This is a genomic window from Streptococcus oralis, assembly GCF_002386345.1.
GTDB classification, from domain to species: domain Bacteria; phylum Bacillota; class Bacilli; order Lactobacillales; family Streptococcaceae; genus Streptococcus; species Streptococcus oralis_S.
Genome location: NZ_CP023507.1, coordinates 1,955,840 through 1,974,944 on the forward strand (window position 1 = coordinate 1,955,840; position 19,105 = coordinate 1,974,944).

The 19,105-nt window shown below is 33.9% G+C and carries 35 protein-coding genes and 2 pseudogenes; 31 read left to right on the forward strand and 6 right to left on the reverse strand.

Features of this window, described 5'->3' with window-relative positions; genetic code table 11:
- Positions 1–17: 17 nt before the first annotated feature.
- The 3 genes from CO686_RS09610 to CO686_RS09620 form a co-directional block, all read right to left on the reverse strand.
- Positions 18–1,184, reverse strand: a complete 1,167-nt coding sequence (locus CO686_RS09610; RefSeq protein WP_096753761.1) for a tyrosine-type recombinase/integrase — start codon at positions 1,182–1,184, stop codon at positions 18–20.
- Between the two features lie 160 nt (positions 1,185–1,344).
- Positions 1,345–1,614: a DUF4177 domain-containing protein gene (locus CO686_RS09615; RefSeq protein WP_004261908.1), complete on the reverse strand. Its 270-nt coding sequence runs from the start codon at positions 1,612–1,614 to the stop codon at positions 1,345–1,347.
- Between the two features lie 39 nt (positions 1,615–1,653).
- Positions 1,654–2,175, reverse strand: a complete 522-nt coding sequence (locus CO686_RS09620) for a helix-turn-helix domain-containing protein (protein ID WP_049518861.1) — start codon at positions 2,173–2,175, stop codon at positions 1,654–1,656.
- Positions 2,176–2,375: 200 nt separating this feature from the next.
- Here CO686_RS09620 and CO686_RS09625 point away from each other — a divergent pair, with 200 nt between their 5' ends.
- From CO686_RS09625 to CO686_RS09745, 25 genes and pseudogenes are all read left to right on the forward strand, one after another.
- Positions 2,376–2,573: a helix-turn-helix domain-containing protein gene (locus CO686_RS09625; RefSeq protein WP_007518115.1), complete on the forward strand. Its 198-nt coding sequence runs from the start codon at positions 2,376–2,378 to the stop codon at positions 2,571–2,573.
- A gap of 240 nt (positions 2,574–2,813) precedes the next feature.
- Entirely contained in the window at positions 2,814–3,419 is a 606-nt protein-coding gene (locus CO686_RS09630) for a Rha family transcriptional regulator (RefSeq protein WP_049518885.1), read from the forward strand.
- A gap of 11 nt (positions 3,420–3,430) precedes the next feature.
- Complete coding sequence (locus CO686_RS09635) at positions 3,431–3,691, forward strand: hypothetical protein (RefSeq protein WP_049518860.1); 261 nt, start codon at positions 3,431–3,433, stop codon at positions 3,689–3,691.
- A 335-nt stretch (positions 3,692–4,026) separates the two neighbouring features.
- Positions 4,027–4,227, forward strand: a complete 201-nt coding sequence (locus CO686_RS09645) for a hypothetical protein (RefSeq protein ID WP_096753762.1) — start codon at positions 4,027–4,029, stop codon at positions 4,225–4,227.
- Position 4,228: 1 nt separating this feature from the next.
- A pseudogene (locus CO686_RS09650) lies at positions 4,229–4,436 on the forward strand (hypothetical protein).
- A gap of 2 nt (positions 4,437–4,438) precedes the next feature.
- Complete coding sequence (locus tag CO686_RS09655) at positions 4,439–4,720, forward strand: transcriptional regulator (protein WP_070837713.1); 282 nt, start codon at positions 4,439–4,441, stop codon at positions 4,718–4,720.
- The gene (locus CO686_RS09660; protein WP_096753763.1) at positions 4,707–5,564 is read left to right on the forward strand and encodes a conserved phage C-terminal domain-containing protein; all 858 of its coding nucleotides are present in this window, start codon (positions 4,707–4,709) and stop codon (positions 5,562–5,564) included. Before CO686_RS09655 ends, CO686_RS09660 begins: the two co-directional genes overlap by 14 nt.
- Before the next feature lie 11 nt (positions 5,565–5,575).
- Positions 5,576–6,421: an ATP-binding protein gene (locus CO686_RS09665; protein ID WP_096753764.1), complete on the forward strand. Its 846-nt coding sequence runs from the start codon at positions 5,576–5,578 to the stop codon at positions 6,419–6,421.
- On the forward strand, positions 6,418–6,579 hold the full coding sequence (locus CO686_RS10370; RefSeq protein WP_162837499.1) for a hypothetical protein: 162 nt from the start codon (positions 6,418–6,420) through the stop codon (positions 6,577–6,579). The genes CO686_RS09665 and CO686_RS10370 overlap by 4 nt, the downstream gene beginning before the upstream one ends.
- Positions 6,580–6,669: 90 nt before the next feature.
- Positions 6,670–6,891 (forward strand): hypothetical protein, encoded by a 222-nt coding sequence (locus tag CO686_RS09670; protein WP_096753765.1) that lies wholly within the window; start codon positions 6,670–6,672, stop codon positions 6,889–6,891.
- Positions 6,892–6,948: 57 nt separating this feature from the next.
- Positions 6,949–7,809: a phage major capsid protein gene (locus CO686_RS09675; RefSeq protein ID WP_096753766.1), complete on the forward strand. Its 861-nt coding sequence runs from the start codon at positions 6,949–6,951 to the stop codon at positions 7,807–7,809.
- A 9-nt stretch (positions 7,810–7,818) separates the two neighbouring features.
- Positions 7,819–8,367: a hypothetical protein gene (locus CO686_RS09680; protein WP_096753767.1), complete on the forward strand. Its 549-nt coding sequence runs from the start codon at positions 7,819–7,821 to the stop codon at positions 8,365–8,367.
- 377 nt (positions 8,368–8,744) lie between these two features.
- Positions 8,745–9,155, forward strand: a complete 411-nt coding sequence (locus tag CO686_RS09685) for a DUF722 domain-containing protein (protein WP_070837723.1) — start codon at positions 8,745–8,747, stop codon at positions 9,153–9,155.
- Between the two features lie 255 nt (positions 9,156–9,410).
- The gene (locus CO686_RS09690) at positions 9,411–9,746 is read left to right on the forward strand and encodes a YjcQ family protein (RefSeq protein WP_070837726.1); all 336 of its coding nucleotides are present in this window, start codon (positions 9,411–9,413) and stop codon (positions 9,744–9,746) included.
- Between the two features lie 163 nt (positions 9,747–9,909).
- Positions 9,910–10,281, forward strand: coding sequence for a hypothetical protein (locus CO686_RS09695; RefSeq protein ID WP_070837729.1), 372 nt, complete (start codon positions 9,910–9,912; stop codon positions 10,279–10,281).
- 102 nt (positions 10,282–10,383) lie between these two features.
- Positions 10,384–11,385, forward strand: a complete 1,002-nt coding sequence (locus CO686_RS09700) for an Abi family protein (protein ID WP_070837733.1) — start codon at positions 10,384–10,386, stop codon at positions 11,383–11,385.
- 59 nt (positions 11,386–11,444) lie between these two features.
- Complete coding sequence (locus CO686_RS10590; protein ID WP_070837735.1) at positions 11,445–11,654, forward strand: DUF7720 family protein; 210 nt, start codon at positions 11,445–11,447, stop codon at positions 11,652–11,654.
- Between the two features lie 85 nt (positions 11,655–11,739).
- A complete protein-coding gene (locus CO686_RS09710; protein ID WP_070837738.1) occupies positions 11,740–11,952 on the forward strand; it encodes a hypothetical protein in 213 nt (70 codons plus the stop codon).
- 105 nt (positions 11,953–12,057) lie between these two features.
- Positions 12,058–12,258, forward strand: a complete 201-nt coding sequence (locus CO686_RS10375) for a hypothetical protein (protein ID WP_096753768.1) — start codon at positions 12,058–12,060, stop codon at positions 12,256–12,258.
- Between the two features lie 561 nt (positions 12,259–12,819).
- Positions 12,820–13,002, forward strand: a complete 183-nt coding sequence (locus CO686_RS09720) for a hypothetical protein (protein ID WP_000780387.1) — start codon at positions 12,820–12,822, stop codon at positions 13,000–13,002.
- A gap of 75 nt (positions 13,003–13,077) precedes the next feature.
- Positions 13,078–13,293, forward strand: coding sequence for a hypothetical protein (locus tag CO686_RS09725; RefSeq protein ID WP_000043341.1), 216 nt, complete (start codon positions 13,078–13,080; stop codon positions 13,291–13,293).
- Between the two features lie 72 nt (positions 13,294–13,365).
- A complete protein-coding gene (locus CO686_RS09730; RefSeq protein ID WP_009013763.1) occupies positions 13,366–13,593 on the forward strand; it encodes a hypothetical protein in 228 nt (75 codons plus the stop codon).
- Positions 13,594–13,706: 113 nt separating this feature from the next.
- Positions 13,707–13,994, forward strand: a complete 288-nt coding sequence (locus CO686_RS09735; RefSeq protein WP_000542381.1) for a hypothetical protein — start codon at positions 13,707–13,709, stop codon at positions 13,992–13,994.
- Positions 13,995–14,186: a hypothetical protein gene (locus CO686_RS09740; RefSeq protein WP_000177340.1), complete on the forward strand. Its 192-nt coding sequence runs from the start codon at positions 13,995–13,997 to the stop codon at positions 14,184–14,186.
- Positions 14,187–14,252: 66 nt separating this feature from the next.
- The gene (locus CO686_RS09745; protein WP_000710706.1) at positions 14,253–14,465 is read left to right on the forward strand and encodes a hypothetical protein; all 213 of its coding nucleotides are present in this window, start codon (positions 14,253–14,255) and stop codon (positions 14,463–14,465) included.
- A gap of 286 nt (positions 14,466–14,751) precedes the next feature.
- On the opposite strand, the gene CO686_RS10575 is transcribed toward CO686_RS09745, so the two are convergent.
- Positions 14,752–14,937, reverse strand: coding sequence for a hypothetical protein (locus CO686_RS10575; protein WP_009013804.1), 186 nt, complete (start codon positions 14,935–14,937; stop codon positions 14,752–14,754).
- 28 nt (positions 14,938–14,965) lie between these two features.
- On the opposite strand from CO686_RS10575, the gene CO686_RS09755 reads away from it, so the two are divergent.
- The 6 genes and pseudogenes from CO686_RS09755 to CO686_RS09785 all read left to right on the forward strand — a co-directional run bounded on the left by CO686_RS09755 (position 14,966) and on the right by CO686_RS09785 (position 18,280).
- Positions 14,966–15,580 carry a CadD family cadmium resistance transporter gene (locus CO686_RS09755; protein WP_000250556.1) on the forward strand — a complete coding sequence of 205 codons (615 nt, stop codon included), beginning with the start codon at positions 14,966–14,968 and terminating at the stop codon, positions 15,578–15,580.
- 11 nt (positions 15,581–15,591) lie between these two features.
- Positions 15,592–15,930 (forward strand): Cd(II)/Zn(II)-sensing metalloregulatory transcriptional regulator CadX, encoded by a 339-nt coding sequence (gene cadX, locus CO686_RS09760; RefSeq protein WP_000711083.1) that lies wholly within the window; start codon positions 15,592–15,594, stop codon positions 15,928–15,930.
- A gap of 398 nt (positions 15,931–16,328) precedes the next feature.
- A pseudogene (locus CO686_RS09770) lies at positions 16,329–16,574 on the forward strand (TMEM175 family protein); the annotation flags it as partial.
- Positions 16,556–16,897, forward strand: coding sequence for a hypothetical protein (locus CO686_RS09775; protein WP_000397556.1), 342 nt, complete (start codon positions 16,556–16,558; stop codon positions 16,895–16,897). The pseudogene CO686_RS09770 and the gene CO686_RS09775, both read left to right, overlap by 19 nt.
- A gap of 13 nt (positions 16,898–16,910) precedes the next feature.
- Entirely contained in the window at positions 16,911–17,234 is a 324-nt protein-coding gene (locus CO686_RS09780) for a potassium channel family protein (RefSeq protein ID WP_001253404.1), read from the forward strand.
- A complete protein-coding gene (locus CO686_RS09785) occupies positions 17,231–18,280 on the forward strand; it encodes a DUF389 domain-containing protein (RefSeq protein ID WP_000126416.1) in 1,050 nt (349 codons plus the stop codon). The genes CO686_RS09780 and CO686_RS09785 overlap by 4 nt, the downstream gene beginning before the upstream one ends.
- A 448-nt stretch (positions 18,281–18,728) precedes the next feature.
- Here the strand turns inward: CO686_RS09785 and rpmG are convergent, their stop codons facing one another.
- Positions 18,729–18,878 carry a 50S ribosomal protein L33 gene (gene rpmG, locus CO686_RS09795; RefSeq protein WP_001265622.1) on the reverse strand — a complete coding sequence of 50 codons (150 nt, stop codon included), beginning with the start codon at positions 18,876–18,878 and terminating at the stop codon, positions 18,729–18,731.
- Positions 18,879–18,893: 15 nt separating this feature from the next.
- Positions 18,894–19,076, reverse strand: a complete 183-nt coding sequence (gene rpmF, locus CO686_RS09800; protein ID WP_000290417.1) for a 50S ribosomal protein L32 — start codon at positions 19,074–19,076, stop codon at positions 18,894–18,896.
- Between the last annotated feature and the right edge of the window lie 29 nt (positions 19,077–19,105).

The following is a 19,105-nucleotide window of genomic DNA, read 5'->3' on the forward strand; positions in this document are numbered from 1 at the left end:
TTCAGTTATTTGTTCAGTTATAAACTTTTTAGTGCAGTTTCATAGAATGAGACTGCTTTTTTTGCGTTCTCTTTTGAGAGGTGACTGTATATATCCATGGTCATAGATAATTGGGAATGTCCTAAACGGTGCTGAAGTTCCTTGTAGGGTATTCCAGAGTTAAGCAATAAACTAGCGTGTGTATGTCTGAAGCCATGAAAACCTATATTAGTGACGTTTGCCCGTTTAAAGTGGGTTCTTAACCTAGTATGTAAGGTTCGATTATTGGGGTACTCATTTATGAAGTCAGAAAAGACTACAGTTTCAGAGCGCCCAAGTTGCCAAGCTTCTTGTACTTGTCTATGTTTGTACTGCTTCAGCATACTAACAGTCGCTTGATCTATATCGATATCACGATAGCTAGATTTTGATTTAGGACTATTGAGTTCTTGATTATAGTTTAGTGTTTTTGTGATATGCACAATGGCATTATCTAGGTCAATATCAGACCAGGACAAGGCTAAAGCTTCATTGATACGACAACCAGTAGCAAGCAAAAACTTATAAAGTGTAATCTCATAATAATAGCGATACCTACTTACATCCAGAGTATCTAAGTATTGAAGAAATCTTTTTAAGTCTTCATTATCAAAATGCTTTACTTTTTCTCGCTTTTCTTTTTGTGTGTTGCGAGGTAATATTACCTCACGAGCAGGATTAAACGGTATAGCTTGCATAACTACACCATACTGCAAAATACGCTTATTTAAAGCGTGTAAGCTATCGTAGTATAAAAAAGCACCTTCTTCCCCTTTATTGGTTTTGTCAGCAAGTTTATTGACTACATTTTGAATAAGTGGAGTAGTTAGTTTATCCAACTTATAAGAGCCAAATAAAGGTAAGATATGGTTATCTAGCAGTCTTCTAACGTTTAATTGTGTGTTAGGTTTTACTGTATGCTTGTAACTTTCCCACCATAAGGAAGCTAATTCCTTGTAAGTAGTAATATTTGCAGCCTGGAATCTAGTAGATCCATTTTGTAAAAAAGCAATTTCAGCTTCTTTTGTCTTTTGCTTAACTTCTTTTTTTGTCCTTCCTGTTATGCTTGTCTTTACATCTTTTCCAGTGACTTTATCAACACCAAGATAGACATTAGCACGATATACTATTGAACCGTCTTTTTTTGTGATTTGTTTTATTTGCATAGTATTCCTTTCCATCAGCAGGCAAGCAATTAGAAAAGGTTTTGAGTTTATACTATGCTAGGAGCTACGAGAACTCCTCTATTTTCGATTTTAAGAGGACTATCAGTAAAATAACCAGATAGGAAAATAAAGCGATTATGGAGCTTATAAAGGATATTAATTAGATAATCTTCTCAAATACCATTGTAGCCTGGATACGGTCACCACCACCCAGTCCTTTACTTCCACCATTGGCGGTTGTGATGGTATGCAGGCGATAACCTTTTGAAGCTTGTTTATTGATAACATCTTCTAATTCTGTAAGGTTTCCTGATCCAGTGCCGAAAAACTTTTCTTTCAAAGTTACCTGAAGGACAACGTAGTGTAGTCCATTTACTCCAGATGCAGTAGAAAAACTACCTTCTTGTTTTACAGTGTCAAAAAATCCCATGGGGCTTACTCCTTTTATTATGTTAGTAATTGATAAAACTTAGTCAATGATTTTTTTGTATTGTTCGAATTGTTCTTCTATTGCATCTTCCTTGTAAAGTATATTAGATATTTTAATTAATCCTTCAGTTGGCATATAATTTAACTTTACAGAGTACATAGATTTAAGCTTTTCTACATCTGTTTCTGTGTACCTGTAATCGGAATTCAGTTCAGATAAATCTTGTAATTGATAAAAAATCATTTCTATTTGTTTATCAGATAAAACGATATCACTTAGTGTAATAAAGTCTAAAAATCTAACAAATGCTTCTTTGTTCATCCTCTCCATAACATTGTTATGGAAATTGATTTCATCTTCCGTAACATCATCAATATTGAACCCTAAAAGATATCCAACACTGACTCCGAATATATCCGCTAGTTGCTGGGCTTTTTCGGGTTTTATCTGGCTTTCTCCGTTTTCCCAACTTTGCAATGTTCTTAGAGGTATACCATTATCTTTAGCAAAAGCTACTTGCGTAATTTTATCTCGTTTTCTCAATTCCTTTAATCTATTCATTTATATCAACACCTTTCAAAGAGTATTATATCACGTTTTCAAAATCTAAACGCAAAAAAATCGCATATTTTTTAAAAAAATGATTGACAACGCAAAAAATAAGCGGTATAATTCAAAATGTAACGCAGATATCTTGCGTTATAATTCGACACTTTTCAAATTATTCAACTGATATTTTCCAATAAAGGAGGTTTAGTACTATGAAAAATAACATGAGATTGTTATTAGCCAAGCAACGTAAGAAAACCGCTGATGTTGCAGAGGCTACAGGAATTTCAAAAAGCACTTTAACGGCTTTGTACTATGAACGTGCAAAGAATCCAAGTATTGATACGTTAAAAAAAGTATCTAGTTACTTGGGCGTTACACTGGATGAATTTCTAGATACGAAAGAATAGAAAGGAGCGAACCAATCACGATTTTAGTTTATATTTACAGACTTCTTGCATGGTGCTTTACCACTGGGGATTGATAAACGGTTCTAGCTAAATATTTGCTAGAGTGATTTGCTTGCTACCTATGGCAGTATCAAGGGTTTGTAGGGGTTTATTCTCTCCTAAATTTTCCCTACCTCAATGATTTACTTTGGTACTGTTTTAGGTGGCAAGCACGAGCAACAAGAAGAAAGGAGCGAACCAATGGAATTGGTTTATATAGACGGCAAGAAAGAGCCGTATACTACGAGCGAGATTATCGCTGAATGTGCTGAAGTACAGCACCATACTATTACACGCTTAGTCAGAGACAATAAAGCTGATTTTGAAGCGTTGGGAATACTTGGATTTAAAATCCATAAATTAGATAAGAGAGGGCAACCGAAAAAAATCTATCTTCTGAATGAGCAACAGGCAACCTTGCTGATTACTTATCTGAAGAATACCGAACCAGTACGGCAATTCAAAATGAACCTAGTCAAAGCCTTCTTTGAAATGCGTGATGAACTTTCTAAACGCTATCTTCAAAGAGAACTGGAAAAGCCAAAGCGTAAAAGCTTAACCGAAGCTATCCAAGCATGGGAGAAAGCACCTAAGCACGCCTATAGTACCCTTACAAACTTACTACTAAAGGGAGTGACAGGGAAGAATAAAGCGCAACTCATGAAGGAGCGAGAAAGTAAGAACGGCATTGATGGCTTGACAAGTGTAGAGCTGACAAACTACCAACGTTTGGAAGATATGGCAATAGCTATGATTAACTTGAATAGGGGGTATTCAGAAATTAAGGAATTAATTTTTAAAGTATAGGAGTATAGAAAATGGGAAATGATTTTAAGACAGTTACAAATACCAAGGGGTTAGAAATTCCTAAGTATCCCAAGGATTTTAAAAAGCTAGTTGAGAAAGACAGACAACTAGCCGAATATCTTTGTATGAACTACGAGAACTTGGACAGTGAAGACCTGGGCGTATTTCTTGAAACAGTAGAACAGGGAATTAGTTGGATTCTAGATCTTATCGAAAGTAAAGACTTGCTTTATAAACCAAAGTCAGGTAGTAATCATGCAAAAAGAAAATAAAAAAATCACTTGCTCAAATTTTAGACGAGGCGAGCAAGCGACAAGATTAAGGATATAGAAATTTTTTCTATGCTCTGATTATAGCAAAAAATATCTATTCTATCAAATACCTAAAAAAACCGAAGAGCAGGCAAGCAATTAGAAAAGGTTTTGAAAATCAAGTGCTGACAGGGTGATTCTAAGACCTTGTTTAGCTGAAAGATGGGTAATTACTCACGAAACACCGCTACAAGCGTTCGCCAACTTGGGGCAATCGCCCAGCGTTTGGAGTGGTGAAGCATACCATATAGAAAACAGGCAAGAAAAAGGACAAGGAAAGGCTAATGGAGAAAAATATGACTCTAGATCTAGATAACATGACACAATCAGAATTTGACAACCGAATTACTGAAATCAAGGATAGAAATCCGAACCTCTTTCAGTTCATCATTGACTTTTTAGATGATAAAGTAACTCCAGAAGAGGTGTACGACTTTCTAAAGATGGAGCGAAACTATCAAGTAAATTATATCAAGAATTACAAAGCGAGGGCATAGCATGAATGAATTAGATTTGACCAATATACAATCGGTAATCTTTACGGTGGTACTGATTGGCTTACTGCTTTATCTAAATCACCGAGACCGCAAAAAAAGCGCTCAAATCGAGCGAGAAAGTACACAGACGATTGAAAACAACTAGCGAGGATTTAAGCCCTGATTATGGGCGATATATTCAGCTTGGAATGGTCAGTAAAGGGGGCTAAGTATGTTTAGTTTGAGTAAAGAAAGCGAACATGATTTAACTAATAGAATAAGCACGGTTATAGAAAACTATCTAGCAGTTCGAGAACAACCTAAACCAAGACTAACTGGTTTAATATCAGCACAAGAAGCTATGGACGAGTTAGATATAAAATACAAAACTTTGCAAAAGTGGGAAGGTGCAGGACTAAGACGTTACCAACCACCACTAGAAGATACTAGAAAAGTCTATTACAAAGTTACGGATATTTTGAAGTTCCTGGGGGTAGATGATGGCAAAGACTAAAATATATTTTTGGTTAAAAGTTGATAAGAAGTTTTTTGATAACCTTTTTATTAAGCGACTTAAAAATATACCTGGTGGCTACACTATGACAGTGATTTATATCCGCCTTATGTTGGAAAGTTTAGAAGATGATTGTATTTTGTACTATGAAGGATATTTTGATAGTTTGGTACAGGAATTAGCTTTAAAACTGGATGTTTCTGAAGATGATATAAATATGACAGTTGCGTATTTTACAAAATGCGGACTAATTCAGATAGACGATGATGGCCATGCCACATTATCGCAAGCAAAAGCCATGGTTGAGAGTGAAACAAACTGGGCGAAATATAAGCGAGACCAAAGAAAAAATAGTCAAGATATACCAAAATTGGAGAATGTCCAAAATAAAAAGACTATTTCCAACTCATGTCCAACAGAGATAGATAAAGAGTCAGATAAAGATAAAGAGTTATATAAAGAATATATATTGTCAGGTAAACCTGACTTTACTTTCCCAAATTGGTTAACTCCGAGAATGATCGAGGAAATAACTAAAGGACATCCTGAGAAGTATTTAATAAGAATCCCTCTAGCTTATCTGAATCATACAGTAGGGAAAAATTATAAATATTTGGACAAAAATTTGAAGCCGATAATAGCACGATTCAAAGAAGGCTATACACTTGAAGATTTTAAACAGGTGATAGATATTAAAACGGCAGAATGGAAGGATAGCCCTGAATTTTCTAAATATCTGAGACCAGAAACACTTTTCGGAACTAAGTTTGACGGTTATTTGAATCAAAAGCCTAAAACCATAAAAGGGAAGTTTGAAGATAACTTCCCAGACCTACCATTTTAGGAGTTGCAAAGATGAAGGAACAATTTAAAGAATTTAATAACAGAAAGATATCGGATAAAGTTTGCGATATTCACCAGGTAAATTATTGGGAAATTTCTGTACCAGTGTTAGGGAGTTCAGAAAGAAAACTACAAGCATTTTGCCCGGAGTGTGTGAAGGGAGAGATTAAACAAAAAGAGAAAGACCTATTGCAGCAGTTCGAGGACAGGCAAGCTTACTTTAAAACTTATGATGTCTTAATGCGTGATAGCACGATTCCTAACGAGTTGAAGGGGGCAACGTTTGATAATTTCTTTATTAAGACGACAGAGGAACGTCAGATGTTAGAGTTTGTAAAGGGGCAAGTCCAGAAGTACCTTGCAGGTATGACTGGAAATACTTTAATCAGTGGTAGCACAGGAATAGGAAAAAGTCATTTATCGCTTGCCTTGGCTAAAGAAATCAATGAGAGTTTCAGGGAGAAGCACGAGCCTAAGAGTGTCTTGTTTGTCAGCTTAACCGAGATTATCAAACAGATAAAAGAAGGCTGGGCTTATGGAAGAAATGCAAACTTAACAGAGTATGAGGCGGTTAAAAAGTTAGTTGATGTAGATTTTCTAATCATCGATGACCTGGGGGCAAAAAATGGGACAATCTCTCCTAAGAGCGATTGGGAACAGGATTTCTTGTTTGATATTATCAATAATCGAGAAACTACGATTTTCAACACGAATCTAGATAGCAGTGAACTGCGAACGGTTTACAATGCTAGAAACTCAAGTAGGATTTTGAAAGGTTTAGAAGGGAACACTTTCAAGGCTTTTACGATTAAAGATAAGAGATACACTATAAACACAGTGAGGGGAGAATATCAATGAATGATGATAAAATGCGATTTGCAACAGAAAAAGGCTTTGTTGTCTACGAAAAATGTGGTATAATAGAGATAGAAAAAGTTCCAAGTTTTGGAGAAATTACTTTATTCTATTCAGATGGGAAATTTACCCATCTAGTCAAAAAAGAAACTAAAAAATAAGTCTATTGAGAACAACTCAGGGACATACCGTAAAGCATCTAATGCTAGAGGTATGTCCCTTTTTGTTTGCATAGAAAGGGGGTGAGGGTGATGTCAGGAGATACTTCTTTAGGGTATGTAGTAGCCAATAAGTTTTCTATGGATCCAGATAAAAGACAGAAAATCTTTTCTCAGTGTAAAAAAGAAGATGATAGCTTAGAACAACGGAAACAAGAAATACTAGAAAAATATGCTAACAAACAAGACAAATCAAAATCTAGAAAAAATGATTCTAAAGGCTCGGAGAGTCATAAAAGAAAAGCTAAGAGCTAAGAATTTTAGAAAAAATTATAAACAAAAATCAGATATTAAAAGATGAAGGAGCAAAAAATGACAACTAACTTAGCTAAACAAAAAGAAAATCTAGAAGCTTATATCCGAAGTACAGGTTATAACACTAGAGGGATGAACGTAGAAAATAATCATGTACTCATTGAAAAACCAATCCTTGATAGTTACGAAGATGAACATCAACGTAAAGAACTGGTTGATCTAGTAAATGTTATTGAGACTCGCACCCGTGGTGGAAAGTATGAAGTAACTGACTTTGAATCTGATTCATTACAAGAAGTTAGCGAAAATTCGGTTGAGAGAACAGAAGCAGATAAAAAGAAAACTATCAGCGTTGATTACTTAGTTAAATTATTCAGTGGAAAACTTGATTTTTCACAGGAACAATTAGATGATGGTCAATATAATTTAACGGATTTTCTTGGTAAGAAGATTATTAAATTAAAACGTAGAACACGAAATAGAGAGATTGGGAAAATTCTCCAAACTGCGAAAGTGCAGACTGCTACAAGTATGGACGACTTGAAATCTATTGTTTCTTTAATAAATCCAGAGCGCAATGTATCTATGGTTGTTAGTCAATCACTATTTAGTGTCTTAGAAAAAATGAAAGACACTTCAGGAAATTATCTTCTTAAAGTTGATAAAGAGACAGGAACAAGTGAAACATTCTTTGTAGATAACTTTTTAATTGTAGATGATACAACATTAGGGAATAAAGGTGACAAAAAAGGCTTTATCGGAGATCTAGAAAACTTTGTTACTTTGTTTGATCGCAAGAAAGATACACTTAGTTGGGCAAATGCGAATGACTATTTTGGGAAACGGTTGATTTTACATACCCGATTTGATGTAAAAAAAGTTGAAGAAGATTGTGGTTGTCTTATTCAATGGAACTAGGAGAAAGAAATGGATATTAATCAAGTATTTGAAACACTGGATGATCTAGATAATAAAAAAAGTAAGATTAATTCAGCACGAAAACAGTTAAGCGAAAAAAGAAAAAGCCTTTTAGGCAATCAAACAGTTTCATTTGAGAATATAGATAATTTTTTATCTAACAACTTAGAGTCTTTGGAACAGCTTGAAAAGATGGAAAAAGCTATTAATTCTCTTCAGGAAAAATATAATAGTGATTTTTCAGAAGCTAAAGCAGTCATCTTTGAATACATTTTTAAAGAAACTAAGCAACGGATGGAAACTAAGAAGATCTATAAACAATACCGAAAGAAACTTAGACGAATTCTGGACGCATATGATGAAATTCAAGAACTAAAGAAGGATGTAGAAGAAATCCATACAGGTGTAGTCAGGGAAATAAGTCAGAAACATTCTCTATCGCTATATCGAACGGAAGTAAGTCCGCTTACTGTCCTACCATTCTTAAACCCTGATATTAGCGGGTGGATGGATTTTTTTAAGGAATATCGGGACATTAAAGAGTATTTAGAAAAATAGGGAACAAATTAAGTAAGGCTAGTGATATATGGCTGAAACAGAAGAGATATCGCTAGTCCTACTTTTATGCTTTACTAAGTTTCACATAACAAAGTAAGCATAAACTGAAAAGAAGTAATAGCTTGAAAGCAAGGTATATCAGGGGTTTACAGAATGGAGTGAGTTTCACAGAATGTAAGATATGAGAAACTGAGGGGATAAATTAAAGAAATTTCCCTTGAACTTGTCATATTGAAGAGTTGTCAAACTTAAAACAATGATACCTGGTAAGTGGAGTGTTGGAAGGCTTTTAGCGCTTTTTGTCAGTTTGACAGAATTTACAATTTGACAAATTGAAAGATAAAAAAATTTTTAAATTTAAGTGGAGGTACTTGCCTATGTACGAGTTGAGTAACAGAGACCTGGACGGGATAGATATTGAGTTAGGACGATATAGAACACTTGCTAATAAAATTTATTTGAGAAGACAGGAACTGATACATAATAAGAAACATAGCACTGAAGATTATACTGGTGGGAAAGGCAAGACAGTATCTAGTCCTACTGAAGCGACAATCATTAGAATTGAAGAAGACCAAACGCTAAAATATTTAGAAGGTTTCAAACTAGTTGTAGATACCTTGATGGAAAACTTAATTGAAAGTGATCTAGTAATTTTTAAAATGAGATATTTAGAAGCTGGTGCGACTTGGGAAGACGTGGCAGAGAAACTAAATAAAACTACTCGTTATATAAATAGCCGTAGAAAGGTAATCGCTAAAAGATTTGTGGAATTGAAAGGATATTGACTCCCCCCACCTTTTAAAAAATCTTTCTGCCCAGTAGGGTACCGGTGAAGGGAACTTTTTCCAAGTCGGAGCACTTCAGACAAAAAGGGGGTAAAAACTGGCCGATTTACCAGAAAAATGATTAGTTTTGAAGGGTAAGATACATACGGTAGAGGAGAAATAGATAAAACTTGATTTATTGCAGGAAGATAGTAAAAGAGCTATAATAAAGTGGAGTACAAAGGATTATACTTTTAAAAAAAGGAGACTGTATTCATGGCAAAAAATGATTATTGGGTAATTGTTTATAAAATTCTTAGTTATTATTTTCAGAAAATGAAGCATGGAGAGCCAGCCGATGAAAATGAAATAAACGCTTCAGCTCTAGAAATCCCCTATCTTTACTTAATGGATGTCTATCGTAATTTATTTGATGATGGATTTTTGACAGGTACTTGTGTAACTGGAGACATGTCTGGAAATGTGTATATTGAGAATTTGTCTCTTGTTAGAATTACAACTAAAGGTATTGAATATTTGGAGGACAACTCTAAAATGAAACAGGCTTATAAAATTTTGAAAGAAATAAAAGATTGGATACCTGGAATGTAGCACTTAGATTATTCTAAGTGCTTTTTATTATCAACTGAAAATTAACAAAAAATTATAATGTTAAATGATAGTTTTGTTGAAGAAAAAATTTAAAAAAGATATAATGAAAAAGAGAAATAATTATATCTTTTTTAAAAATTAGAAATATAAAAGGAGAATTAAGATGGAACTTGCAAGAGTTATTCGCATAATTGATGATTTTACAATTATGATTGACAAAGGTTATGAAACTGCTGATATAAAAGAAGGTACCGAGATAATTGTTTTTGAACCTGGTCCAGAAATAAAAGATTTGGAAGGCAATAGTTTGGGGAGATATGATTTCACTAAAGCTAAGTTAATAACCACTGAAGTTTTTCAAAAATTTTCAATTGCCCAAAATATTGAGGAGACATCTCCATTCTCTGTTAATGACTTTTTATCAGGTGGGAAAACTAAGCTATTAATTAATGTCGATGAAGAAGAAATTGAACCCTTAGCCCCTAAAGATATCCAAGTAAAAAAAGGTGATCTAGTAAGAATTGAAGATTTTTAACTTGACACAGAGATAAAATAATGTTACGATAAGAGTGAATTGAATGGCTACGGATGTGGCTAGGAAACTACCTCTTATCATTATGATAGGAGGTTTTCTTTTGTGACTGATAAACCCAGCATAACATATTCCCAGCAGTTAGATAGAATGAGAAGAAAGGGAATACTTATTGAAAATGATAAGCTAGCAATGGAAGTTCTTCAAAGTATATCATACTATGGAATAGTAAATGGTTATAAAGATATTTTTGGAGTATATTTCGATGAAGATTTTCAAATAGAAAGATTTAAAGAAGAAGTACAATTCTCGTCTATTCATAGTATTTTCCTTCTGGATCAAGCATTGAATAACTTATTGTTTAAGTATATTATATACATTGAAAAATCATTAAAAACGAAATTATCTTATAAGATTGCTCATAAGTATACTACAGAATTTGATTCATATTTAGATTATACAAAATATAGATCTAATGGAAGCTTAGATAGAAAATCTGAAATTCAAAACATAAGAAATCAAATTGAAAACAACAAAAACAGCGCTTCAATTCAGCATTATCGGGAGAGACATGATACAATCCCTCCTTGGGTTGCAACCAGCGGCATATATTTTGGGACTGCAATTAATTGGTATAAAATCTGTCAGGATGATATAAAAGAATACATAGCAAATCAATTTTTTGTAAGTTTTTCAATTGATGATGAAAGCGCAAAAGAGATGCTTGTTTCTATGTTATCTCTTTTACAAGAATACCGAAACAATATTGCACATGGGAATAGAACATTTTTATCTAATGTCACTAGTGAATTAACTAAGGATATATTGCTATCATTGTTCCCAGAGGGAGTATTAACTGAAAGAGAATACCACAAAGGTATTGGGCAAAAAGATTTATTTGCGGTAATATTATCAATTGCGGTTTTGATAAATGATCCATTAGTATTTCGCCAATATATTTATGATTTCGGTACAATGTTTAGAAATAAAGATTTTAACCCTAATTTAAAATATTCCCCTAGAGGGAATTTATACGAAACATTAAATATTCCAGAAGATTTCTTAGATAGAATAGCAATAGTATATAATCTAAAATTTAAAAATTAAAGCGACTATTTTATTAGTTGCTTTTTTATTTTTACGAATAATAAGGTTAGAGGAAGAAAATGAACAATTTAAATATTGATCTTAGTGTAAACGTGACTTATAGTGTACCAATACTCAAGAATGAATACACAGTTAAGTTATTGCTCCTATTAGATTTTAAAGTAGAGGATAAAGACTTGCTAGATTATTTGGTACCAACCTGGAAGTATCGTGATCTAGTACTTCATGTGGCACAAATGCATAAAATGGAAAAACAGTGGAAGATATGATATAATTGTTTCCTATTATGTAGACATGAAAAAGGCACAAAAAAGTAAGTATTAAATTGCTGAAAAATAGTAGTGGTGAGGTAATATGATAAAAAACAGATATTATCACACAACAACGGATAATCCTCAAATACTTCGTTTATTTGGTGGTGTTATGCAAGTTTTTGATATCGAAAAAAAGTGGATTGATAGTATTGATTGGTTTAATAAAATCTATTTCAATGACTTCACGGATTTTGAAGAAATTTCAGAAAGCGAGGCATTCGCTTATATTGAAAAGCTGAAACACAAAAATTGATATAGCACGTTTCGTTGTTAAAATCTTACGTAGAGTAACATAAAAAGCACGTTTTAAAACGTGCTAGCTTCTTGCCTGCTGAACTCATTAAAAAAGTAGAGTTTTATGTTCAGTGATTTGTGGAGTAAGGAAGAAACTCCAAAACATTCAAACGAAAAGCGAAAACTCCAAAAACCCTGTTATCCAACATTAAGAAGTAATAAAGATACTTGCTGGATATTTAAAAAAGCGATACAACAAGATGCTTTAATTTTAAGAAATATCTTACAGAAAGCCTACAACAGTGGGCTTTTTGCTTTGTCTTAAAAGGTTGATTTCTGGGTTTGCTTAGATATTTGCTAGATTGATTTCATTGCTGCTTCAAAGAATGAGACGGCTTTTTTTGCGTTCTCTTTTGAGAGGTAAAAAGAAGCGTGACCCTCCCACAGCTATAGAGCTTTTAGGCGGGAAAACCACACTTCTTTCTTGAATTAATTTTACATCATTTTGACTTAAAAAACAAATAGAGGCGTCCCACCTCCTACCGCAGAAAGATCTGTTTCAAGGGGAGATGGAAAACCTCTATTCGTTAATTTAATTATAGCCTAAAAAACTTTTAAATACAAGGCTATTGAGATAGTAAGGGGGAAAAAAGAAGTAACCATCATTCCGACCACATAGTAGACAGGGGGGAACAAGATTACTTCCTTTATTTACTTAAGTATACAACATTTTTACAAGAAAGCAAAGTAGCAGGTTAGTCTAATGGGGTGCTTGTTGTACTTTAGCAAGTAAGGTGTGCTATAATGCTTTTAACAGGAACTAAAAGCCATTAGTAAATAACTAATATTGGGTCATATTGTTCCGATGTTAGAGAGAAGGAACTTAATGAAATTATGGGAATATGTTGATAAAAATGTTCGCCTTATTTTAGAAGATGGGACCTCCATCAAGGGTAGGGTGGTTGATTGGTTTGACGGTTATGATTTAGATGGTCCTGACGAAATAGTTATAGGTGATCGCTCATATCCTGAAGATATTATCAAGAAAATCAAAATTATTAGTGCTTAGTTCAACCTAGGCGATTTTATCGACTAACTATAAAAAGTATAAGAACTATCGAAAAAATAGCAGAGAGGAAAATAAATGAGTAAACAGCTTTGGAAGTATCTTCGATCAAGGGTTCAGATAGTCACTAATTGCGATAAGATAATCAAGGGACGTGTCATAGACTTTGTTGACGAAATGGACAATGATGAGCAAGATGAAATCACTATTCTCATTGCTAATCCTAGTCCAGATGAAGCTACTGAAATTTCTCTCTTTGAGAGTGAGATTGTCTCGATTAAAACAATCTCATAGGACTTAGAACAATCTAGGTGCTTTTACCTGCCTTATTTGAAAGAAAACACTATGGAAAAGGATTTAGTTTATATGGCAATATTAGATGATTTACAAGAGTTATATGACAATGGTTGGGATGCCTCTTTTGATTATAATGGTCAAGTATGTGGGATTTTTCCTAATTCTGTTCATGATATTGTAGTGGTGATTGGAGATAAGGAATACCAGGTATCATCATTCATTGATCTGATTTCTCTAAAAATTGACGATAACACTTTAGTAGAAATTATGGATGGAATTGAAGTGCAGTATTATTAAAATAAAAATCATCTTTGATGAATGAACTGCACCCCAAAAATTAGATTTTGTCTGTTAAATTTTTGGAACGTAGCTCAATATGCTACAACGTTCTTATTAGGAGGGGAAGGGTAATGGGTTATAGTCAACAAGTATTAGACATGCTCCAGCAAACAGTCAGTGGTCAGATTGATAATTTTTGGGATTTTTCCTTTACGTTTAACGCTCTTTTTGGAGAAGATGCGGAATTTTCCGAGGCTTGGGATAATGAAAACTCTGAAATGTTTGACGCTCTCAATGACTTTGAGTTGATGATATTTTTAGAGGAACATGATCCAAGCGACAAACAAGGTTTTATCGATTTCTTAACACCTTACTACGAAAAAGCAAAGCAATTAGCCAATATTGAAAGGAATATTTAAATGACACTCTGGAAATTTAACCGTACAGATGTAATTATCACGTTAAAAAATGGCGCGGTAGTTAGAGGATTTGTAGAAGACTATTGTGACGCCTCTGACAATGACGAGGAGATTGACTCCTTGCTGGTAGATGTTGATGGAACTCTTTATGAATATTTTGAAGATGAAATCGTCAGCATCATAGAAAGCTAGTAGTGGGAATAGAATCTAAGGAAAAAATCTTGTTTGTTGAGATTGTTTTAGTTGGGATGGTCCTATATGAAAAAGGATGAAATTAAAAAATATTTAGACAAAGATCTTGAATTTAATTATAATAGCCGAGGTGCTTGCTTTTTATCGAGTATATGTGTAGTTGGTTATGATTATGAAGGTCAGCAGTTTGATACAATTGATGAAGCTATGGAAGCTAAAGTATTTGACGGGAAAAGCTTAGTAGATATATGGGATGAAGTTTTTCCACAAGTTTTTTAAAATGAAAAGCACCTTTGATGAACTGCACCCCAAAAGTTAGATTTTTTCTGTCTAACTTTTGGGGTGCAGTTCAAATGTATGAGATATTTTTAGTTTTGATTTAATTTCGATATTTTTCCGGAAAATACTTATTTTTCGGAAAGTCAAGATTTTGTTATTATTTATGATATACTGGTACCGTAATTATATCCTTACAGAGGTTAAGTAAGGGTTTCAGTACACGTCAATAGATGTCAAAATATTGATTTTAAGCGATTTTTGATTTTTGGAAACTCATTATATCGCACTACAAATCAATAAAAACTCTACCTTTTACTCTACCTTTTTTAGATAAATATATCATCTGGATATTGAAGTTAAGCCCTGCTATCATTTCGATGGCAGGGCTTTTTAATGTTTGGGACACTACCTTCTTATCTATATTTTGATGGAGCTGAAGTTGACATCTACAAAGTTTAATGTTAAAATACATTCAAAAATATATTTGAATGAGGTGCTTTATGGTTCAAAATGTTGTTACTTCAATAATCCTGTATTCTGGGACAGCCGTAGACTTACTTATTATCCTAATGTTATTTTTTGCCAAAAGAAAAAGCAGAAAAGACATCATTAACATCTATTTAGGACAATTTCTAGGCTCTGTTAGTCTAATATTGCTAAGTTTACTTTTTGCATTTGTCTTAAATTATATTCCTAGTAAAGAGATTTTAGGTTTGCTCGGTTTGATTCCAATTTTCCTAGGACTCAAAGTTTTGCTTTTAGGAGATTCTGATGGAGAAGCTATTGCAAAAGATGGTTTGCGCAAAGATAATAAAAACCTGATTTTTCTAGTCGCTATGATTACTTTTGCAAGTTGTGGTGCTGACAATATTGGTGTTTTTGTCCCATATTTTATTACCTTAAATTTAGCGAATTTGATAGTGGCTTTACTTACCTTTCTAGTCATGATTTATCTCTTGGTTTTTTCTGCCCAAAAATTGGCACAAGTCCCTTCTGTTGGAGAAACTTTGGAAAAATATAGCAGATGGTTTATTGCCGTTGTTTATTTAGGACTGGGGATGTATATCCTGATTGAAAACAACAGCTTTAACATGCTAAGGACTGTGTTCGGCTAGGAGAAAAAATTATGAAAAAAGATAGTATCTGCCAAGTGAATATTATAAATCAGCAAAATGTTACAACCGCAACGAACTACCTTGAAAAGGAAAAAGTCCAAAAATCACTTCGTATTTTATCAAAGTTTACCGATAATAAACAGATAAATATCATCTTTTATCTCCTTGCTGTTGAAGAACTCTGTGTCTGTGATATAGCCTGTTTACTAAATCTCAGTATGGCATCTGCCTCCCACCATCTTCGTAAACTAGCCAATCAAAACATCTTGGATACTAGAAGAGAGGGGAAAATTATATATTATTTTATAAAAGATGAGGAAATCAAAGACTTTTTTAATCAACTAGGATAACAACTATTTTTACTACTTTATCATGATTATATATAGGACTTATCTATGAAATTTTTTGATAAAAATTACTCACATGAAAGACTACTCGTAGCAAATCTTTAAGAAAAAAGTATAATTTAAAGCAAAGCGACCTAGGTAATGCAGGTCAAGTTAGCCAAGTTTAAAAGGGAGAAATCTGAAAGAAAATGTATCTTTGATAGTAGTCATTTATTGTGAAATATGATATATTTATTGATTAGATGGATGAATATTTCTAAAGTTAAATAAAATATGACAGATACATGCTTTTTAGTGTATCTTGTTTGTACTCAAAATATGAAGTGACTATCCAATATTTAAGATTAATAAATATTATACGATGAGATAGAATACTACAAAATGAAAGGCAACGTAATCTGATGAAGAAAGATAGATTAATTGCATTGACAGATGCTGTTCTAGCAATTATTATGACCATTTTGATTTTAGAGTTAGAAAAACCAACGACACCAAGTCTTCAAGCTTTTTGGGATTTACGGCAAAATTTCTTTGCTTATTTTCTTTCCTTTTTCTGGTTGGGATCGTTATGGATGGCACTAAACACATTATGGGAAAAGGTTGAGAAAATTTCCTCAGAAATTATTTGGTGGAATTTGTTTCTACTCTTGGAGCGGCAGGAGTTCTCTTTGGAGAATTTCATGCCATCCAAGATACCAGTCTGAATGATGTGGTGGACCGGATCTATATAAATGTCAAGGATTTACCGTTTCAGTCCTTGGGAGCTTTAGCTAATATCCTGTCTGATGTTAAGAAGGGACTGATTCAAGACAGTCATATCTGGTCTTTCTTCCAGTCATTTTTCAAACAATATCAGTTGATAATCAGCTTAAATCAGATCTATCAGTTTGTCTATCTTTCTCTGATGGAGATCATGTCCTATCTTCACTTTGATTATTGGAAAAAACGGCTCGGTCAGGAGCTAGTATGAATAAGGAGAACAAATGAGACGTTTAAAAATGTTATGGCATATTATACAGGTTACGGGTTTTACTCGGTTTGCTCTGAGTTTTGTGACCTTTGTTTTTGGGTCAGGAGGCGTGCTTTTCCTAGTTGAACCTGCTATCACAAATTACGGAGACGGTCTTTGGTATGCTTTTGTGACTTCGACGACTGTCGGCTACGGGGATCTCCTAGCTGTGACCTTGATTGGAAGGATTACCAGTGTCTTCTTGACGATTTATGGGCTCATATTTTTTGGCTGTTTATCAGCTGTTATTATTAATTATTATACCGATTTAAATAAGGAAAGAGGAGAGGACAAATGACTGCCAATTATTCAACACGGGAATACCGTGAGAAATTATACGATGACCTTCATGTTCGATTGAGAGATACAGCGATTTTGATGTGTGCAATTTTTATTGCCTCTATCGGTCTAAATATGAATTCAACAGCTGTTATTATTGGAGCCATGTTAATTTCACCTCTCATGACACCGATTGTTGGACTGGGATTCGGTTTAGCTATTTTTGATACGCGTTTAATCAAGCAATCTCTAGAGGTTTTATTGACTCAAGTGTTGGTCAGTTTGCTTGTCTCGACTCTGTATTTCTGGATTTCTCCCTTGTCTTATGCAAGTAGCGAGTTGATCGCACGAACCTCTCCAACCATTTGGGATGTTCTCATTGCTATTGCTGGTGGGATTGCTGGTGTGATCGGTTCAAGGAAAAAAGAAGCAAACAATATCGTGCCAGGAGTAGCCATTGCTACAGCTTTGATGCCGCCTATCTGTACTGCTGGCTATGGTTTAGCTAATGGGAATGTACGATTTTTATTGGGGGCTCTCTATCTTTTCTTGATCAACTGTGTCTTTATCATGCTAGCCAACATTGTTGGAACAAGAATTTTGATGAGAAAATCTCCTTTAACTTCATTTAAAGAGCTGAGCATTAAAATGAGAATTGGCTTGATTTCTTTGATTGTATTGTTGATTCTTCCAGCTAGCTATTCGGCAGTTACTCTGACAATAGAACAAGCGCGCAAAGAAGGGATCAAACAGTTTGTAGGAAAAGAGTTCGCCAATTATACGGTTATTAATCAAGTCTACAAGTCAAGTAACAATGAATTGGTCTTGACGGTTGTTGGAGATCCGATTTCAGAAGAAGAATTAGAAACACTCCACCAAAAACAAGCCTCTTACGGTATTCAATCTGTTCAATTGAAAGTGAATCAAGTTCAGAACTCGCCAACATTAGATAGTGAAGCGACCAAGGAATTTTATGAAAACATTGACAAGTATATTGATCAAAAACTCTCTGAAAAAGATTCACAAAACGATCTCGTAAAAGAAAATGAAGCAGACAAGGATTGAGGACAATGAACTGAATCGGTTTTTACGCCGTGTTTTTCTTGTATCTTCCTCTTTCTTACTTATAGCAGGTTGTTTTTGCTTGAATAAGAAATAAATTAGAAGTTCTATCATCTAAGAAAAATGATGAAAAAAATCATTTAACTAATGGTGTGAACGTTTAGTGTTTATCAGCTCCATTCTCTGTAATTTTGGGGGTAAAATCCACACCATTTAGATAAAATTAGTTGAATTTGATTGGAAAAACGCTTTTATAAAAGCGGAGAAAAGTCTTGATATTACGCTGTTTTTAGTCCAACTGAAATTCATACTTTCCAAACCAGGTCTTAAGAAAAAAGGTAGAGAAAAAGGTAGAGTTTGGATTGAAATACAGTGCAATATATCGCATTTGGCAAAAAGAAAAAACGCTTTAAATCAGCGTTTTTCTTATGTATTGATTCGTATTGAACCCCTACTTAACTTCTGTAAACACTACGTGCTTGCGAAGTTTTGGTGAGTATTTCTTCAATTGAAGACGGTCTGGAGTGTTACGTTTGTTTTTAGAAGTAAGGTACAAGCGTTCACCAGATTCTTTGTGTTCAAGTGTGATATTTACGCGCATGGTATCTCCCTTCTATTATTCAGCTGATGCAGCTTTAGCGATTTTACGTCCTTTGTAGTATCCTTTAAGTGATACGCGGTGAGAACGTGAGTAATCTCCAGTAGTTTCGTCAAAGTTTACAGATGGAGCTGTTACTTTGTAGTGTGTACGACGTTTGTTTTTCTTCGCTTTTGAGGTGCGACGTGCAGGTACTGCCATTTTCTTTTCTCCTTTAGGTATTTAAATTC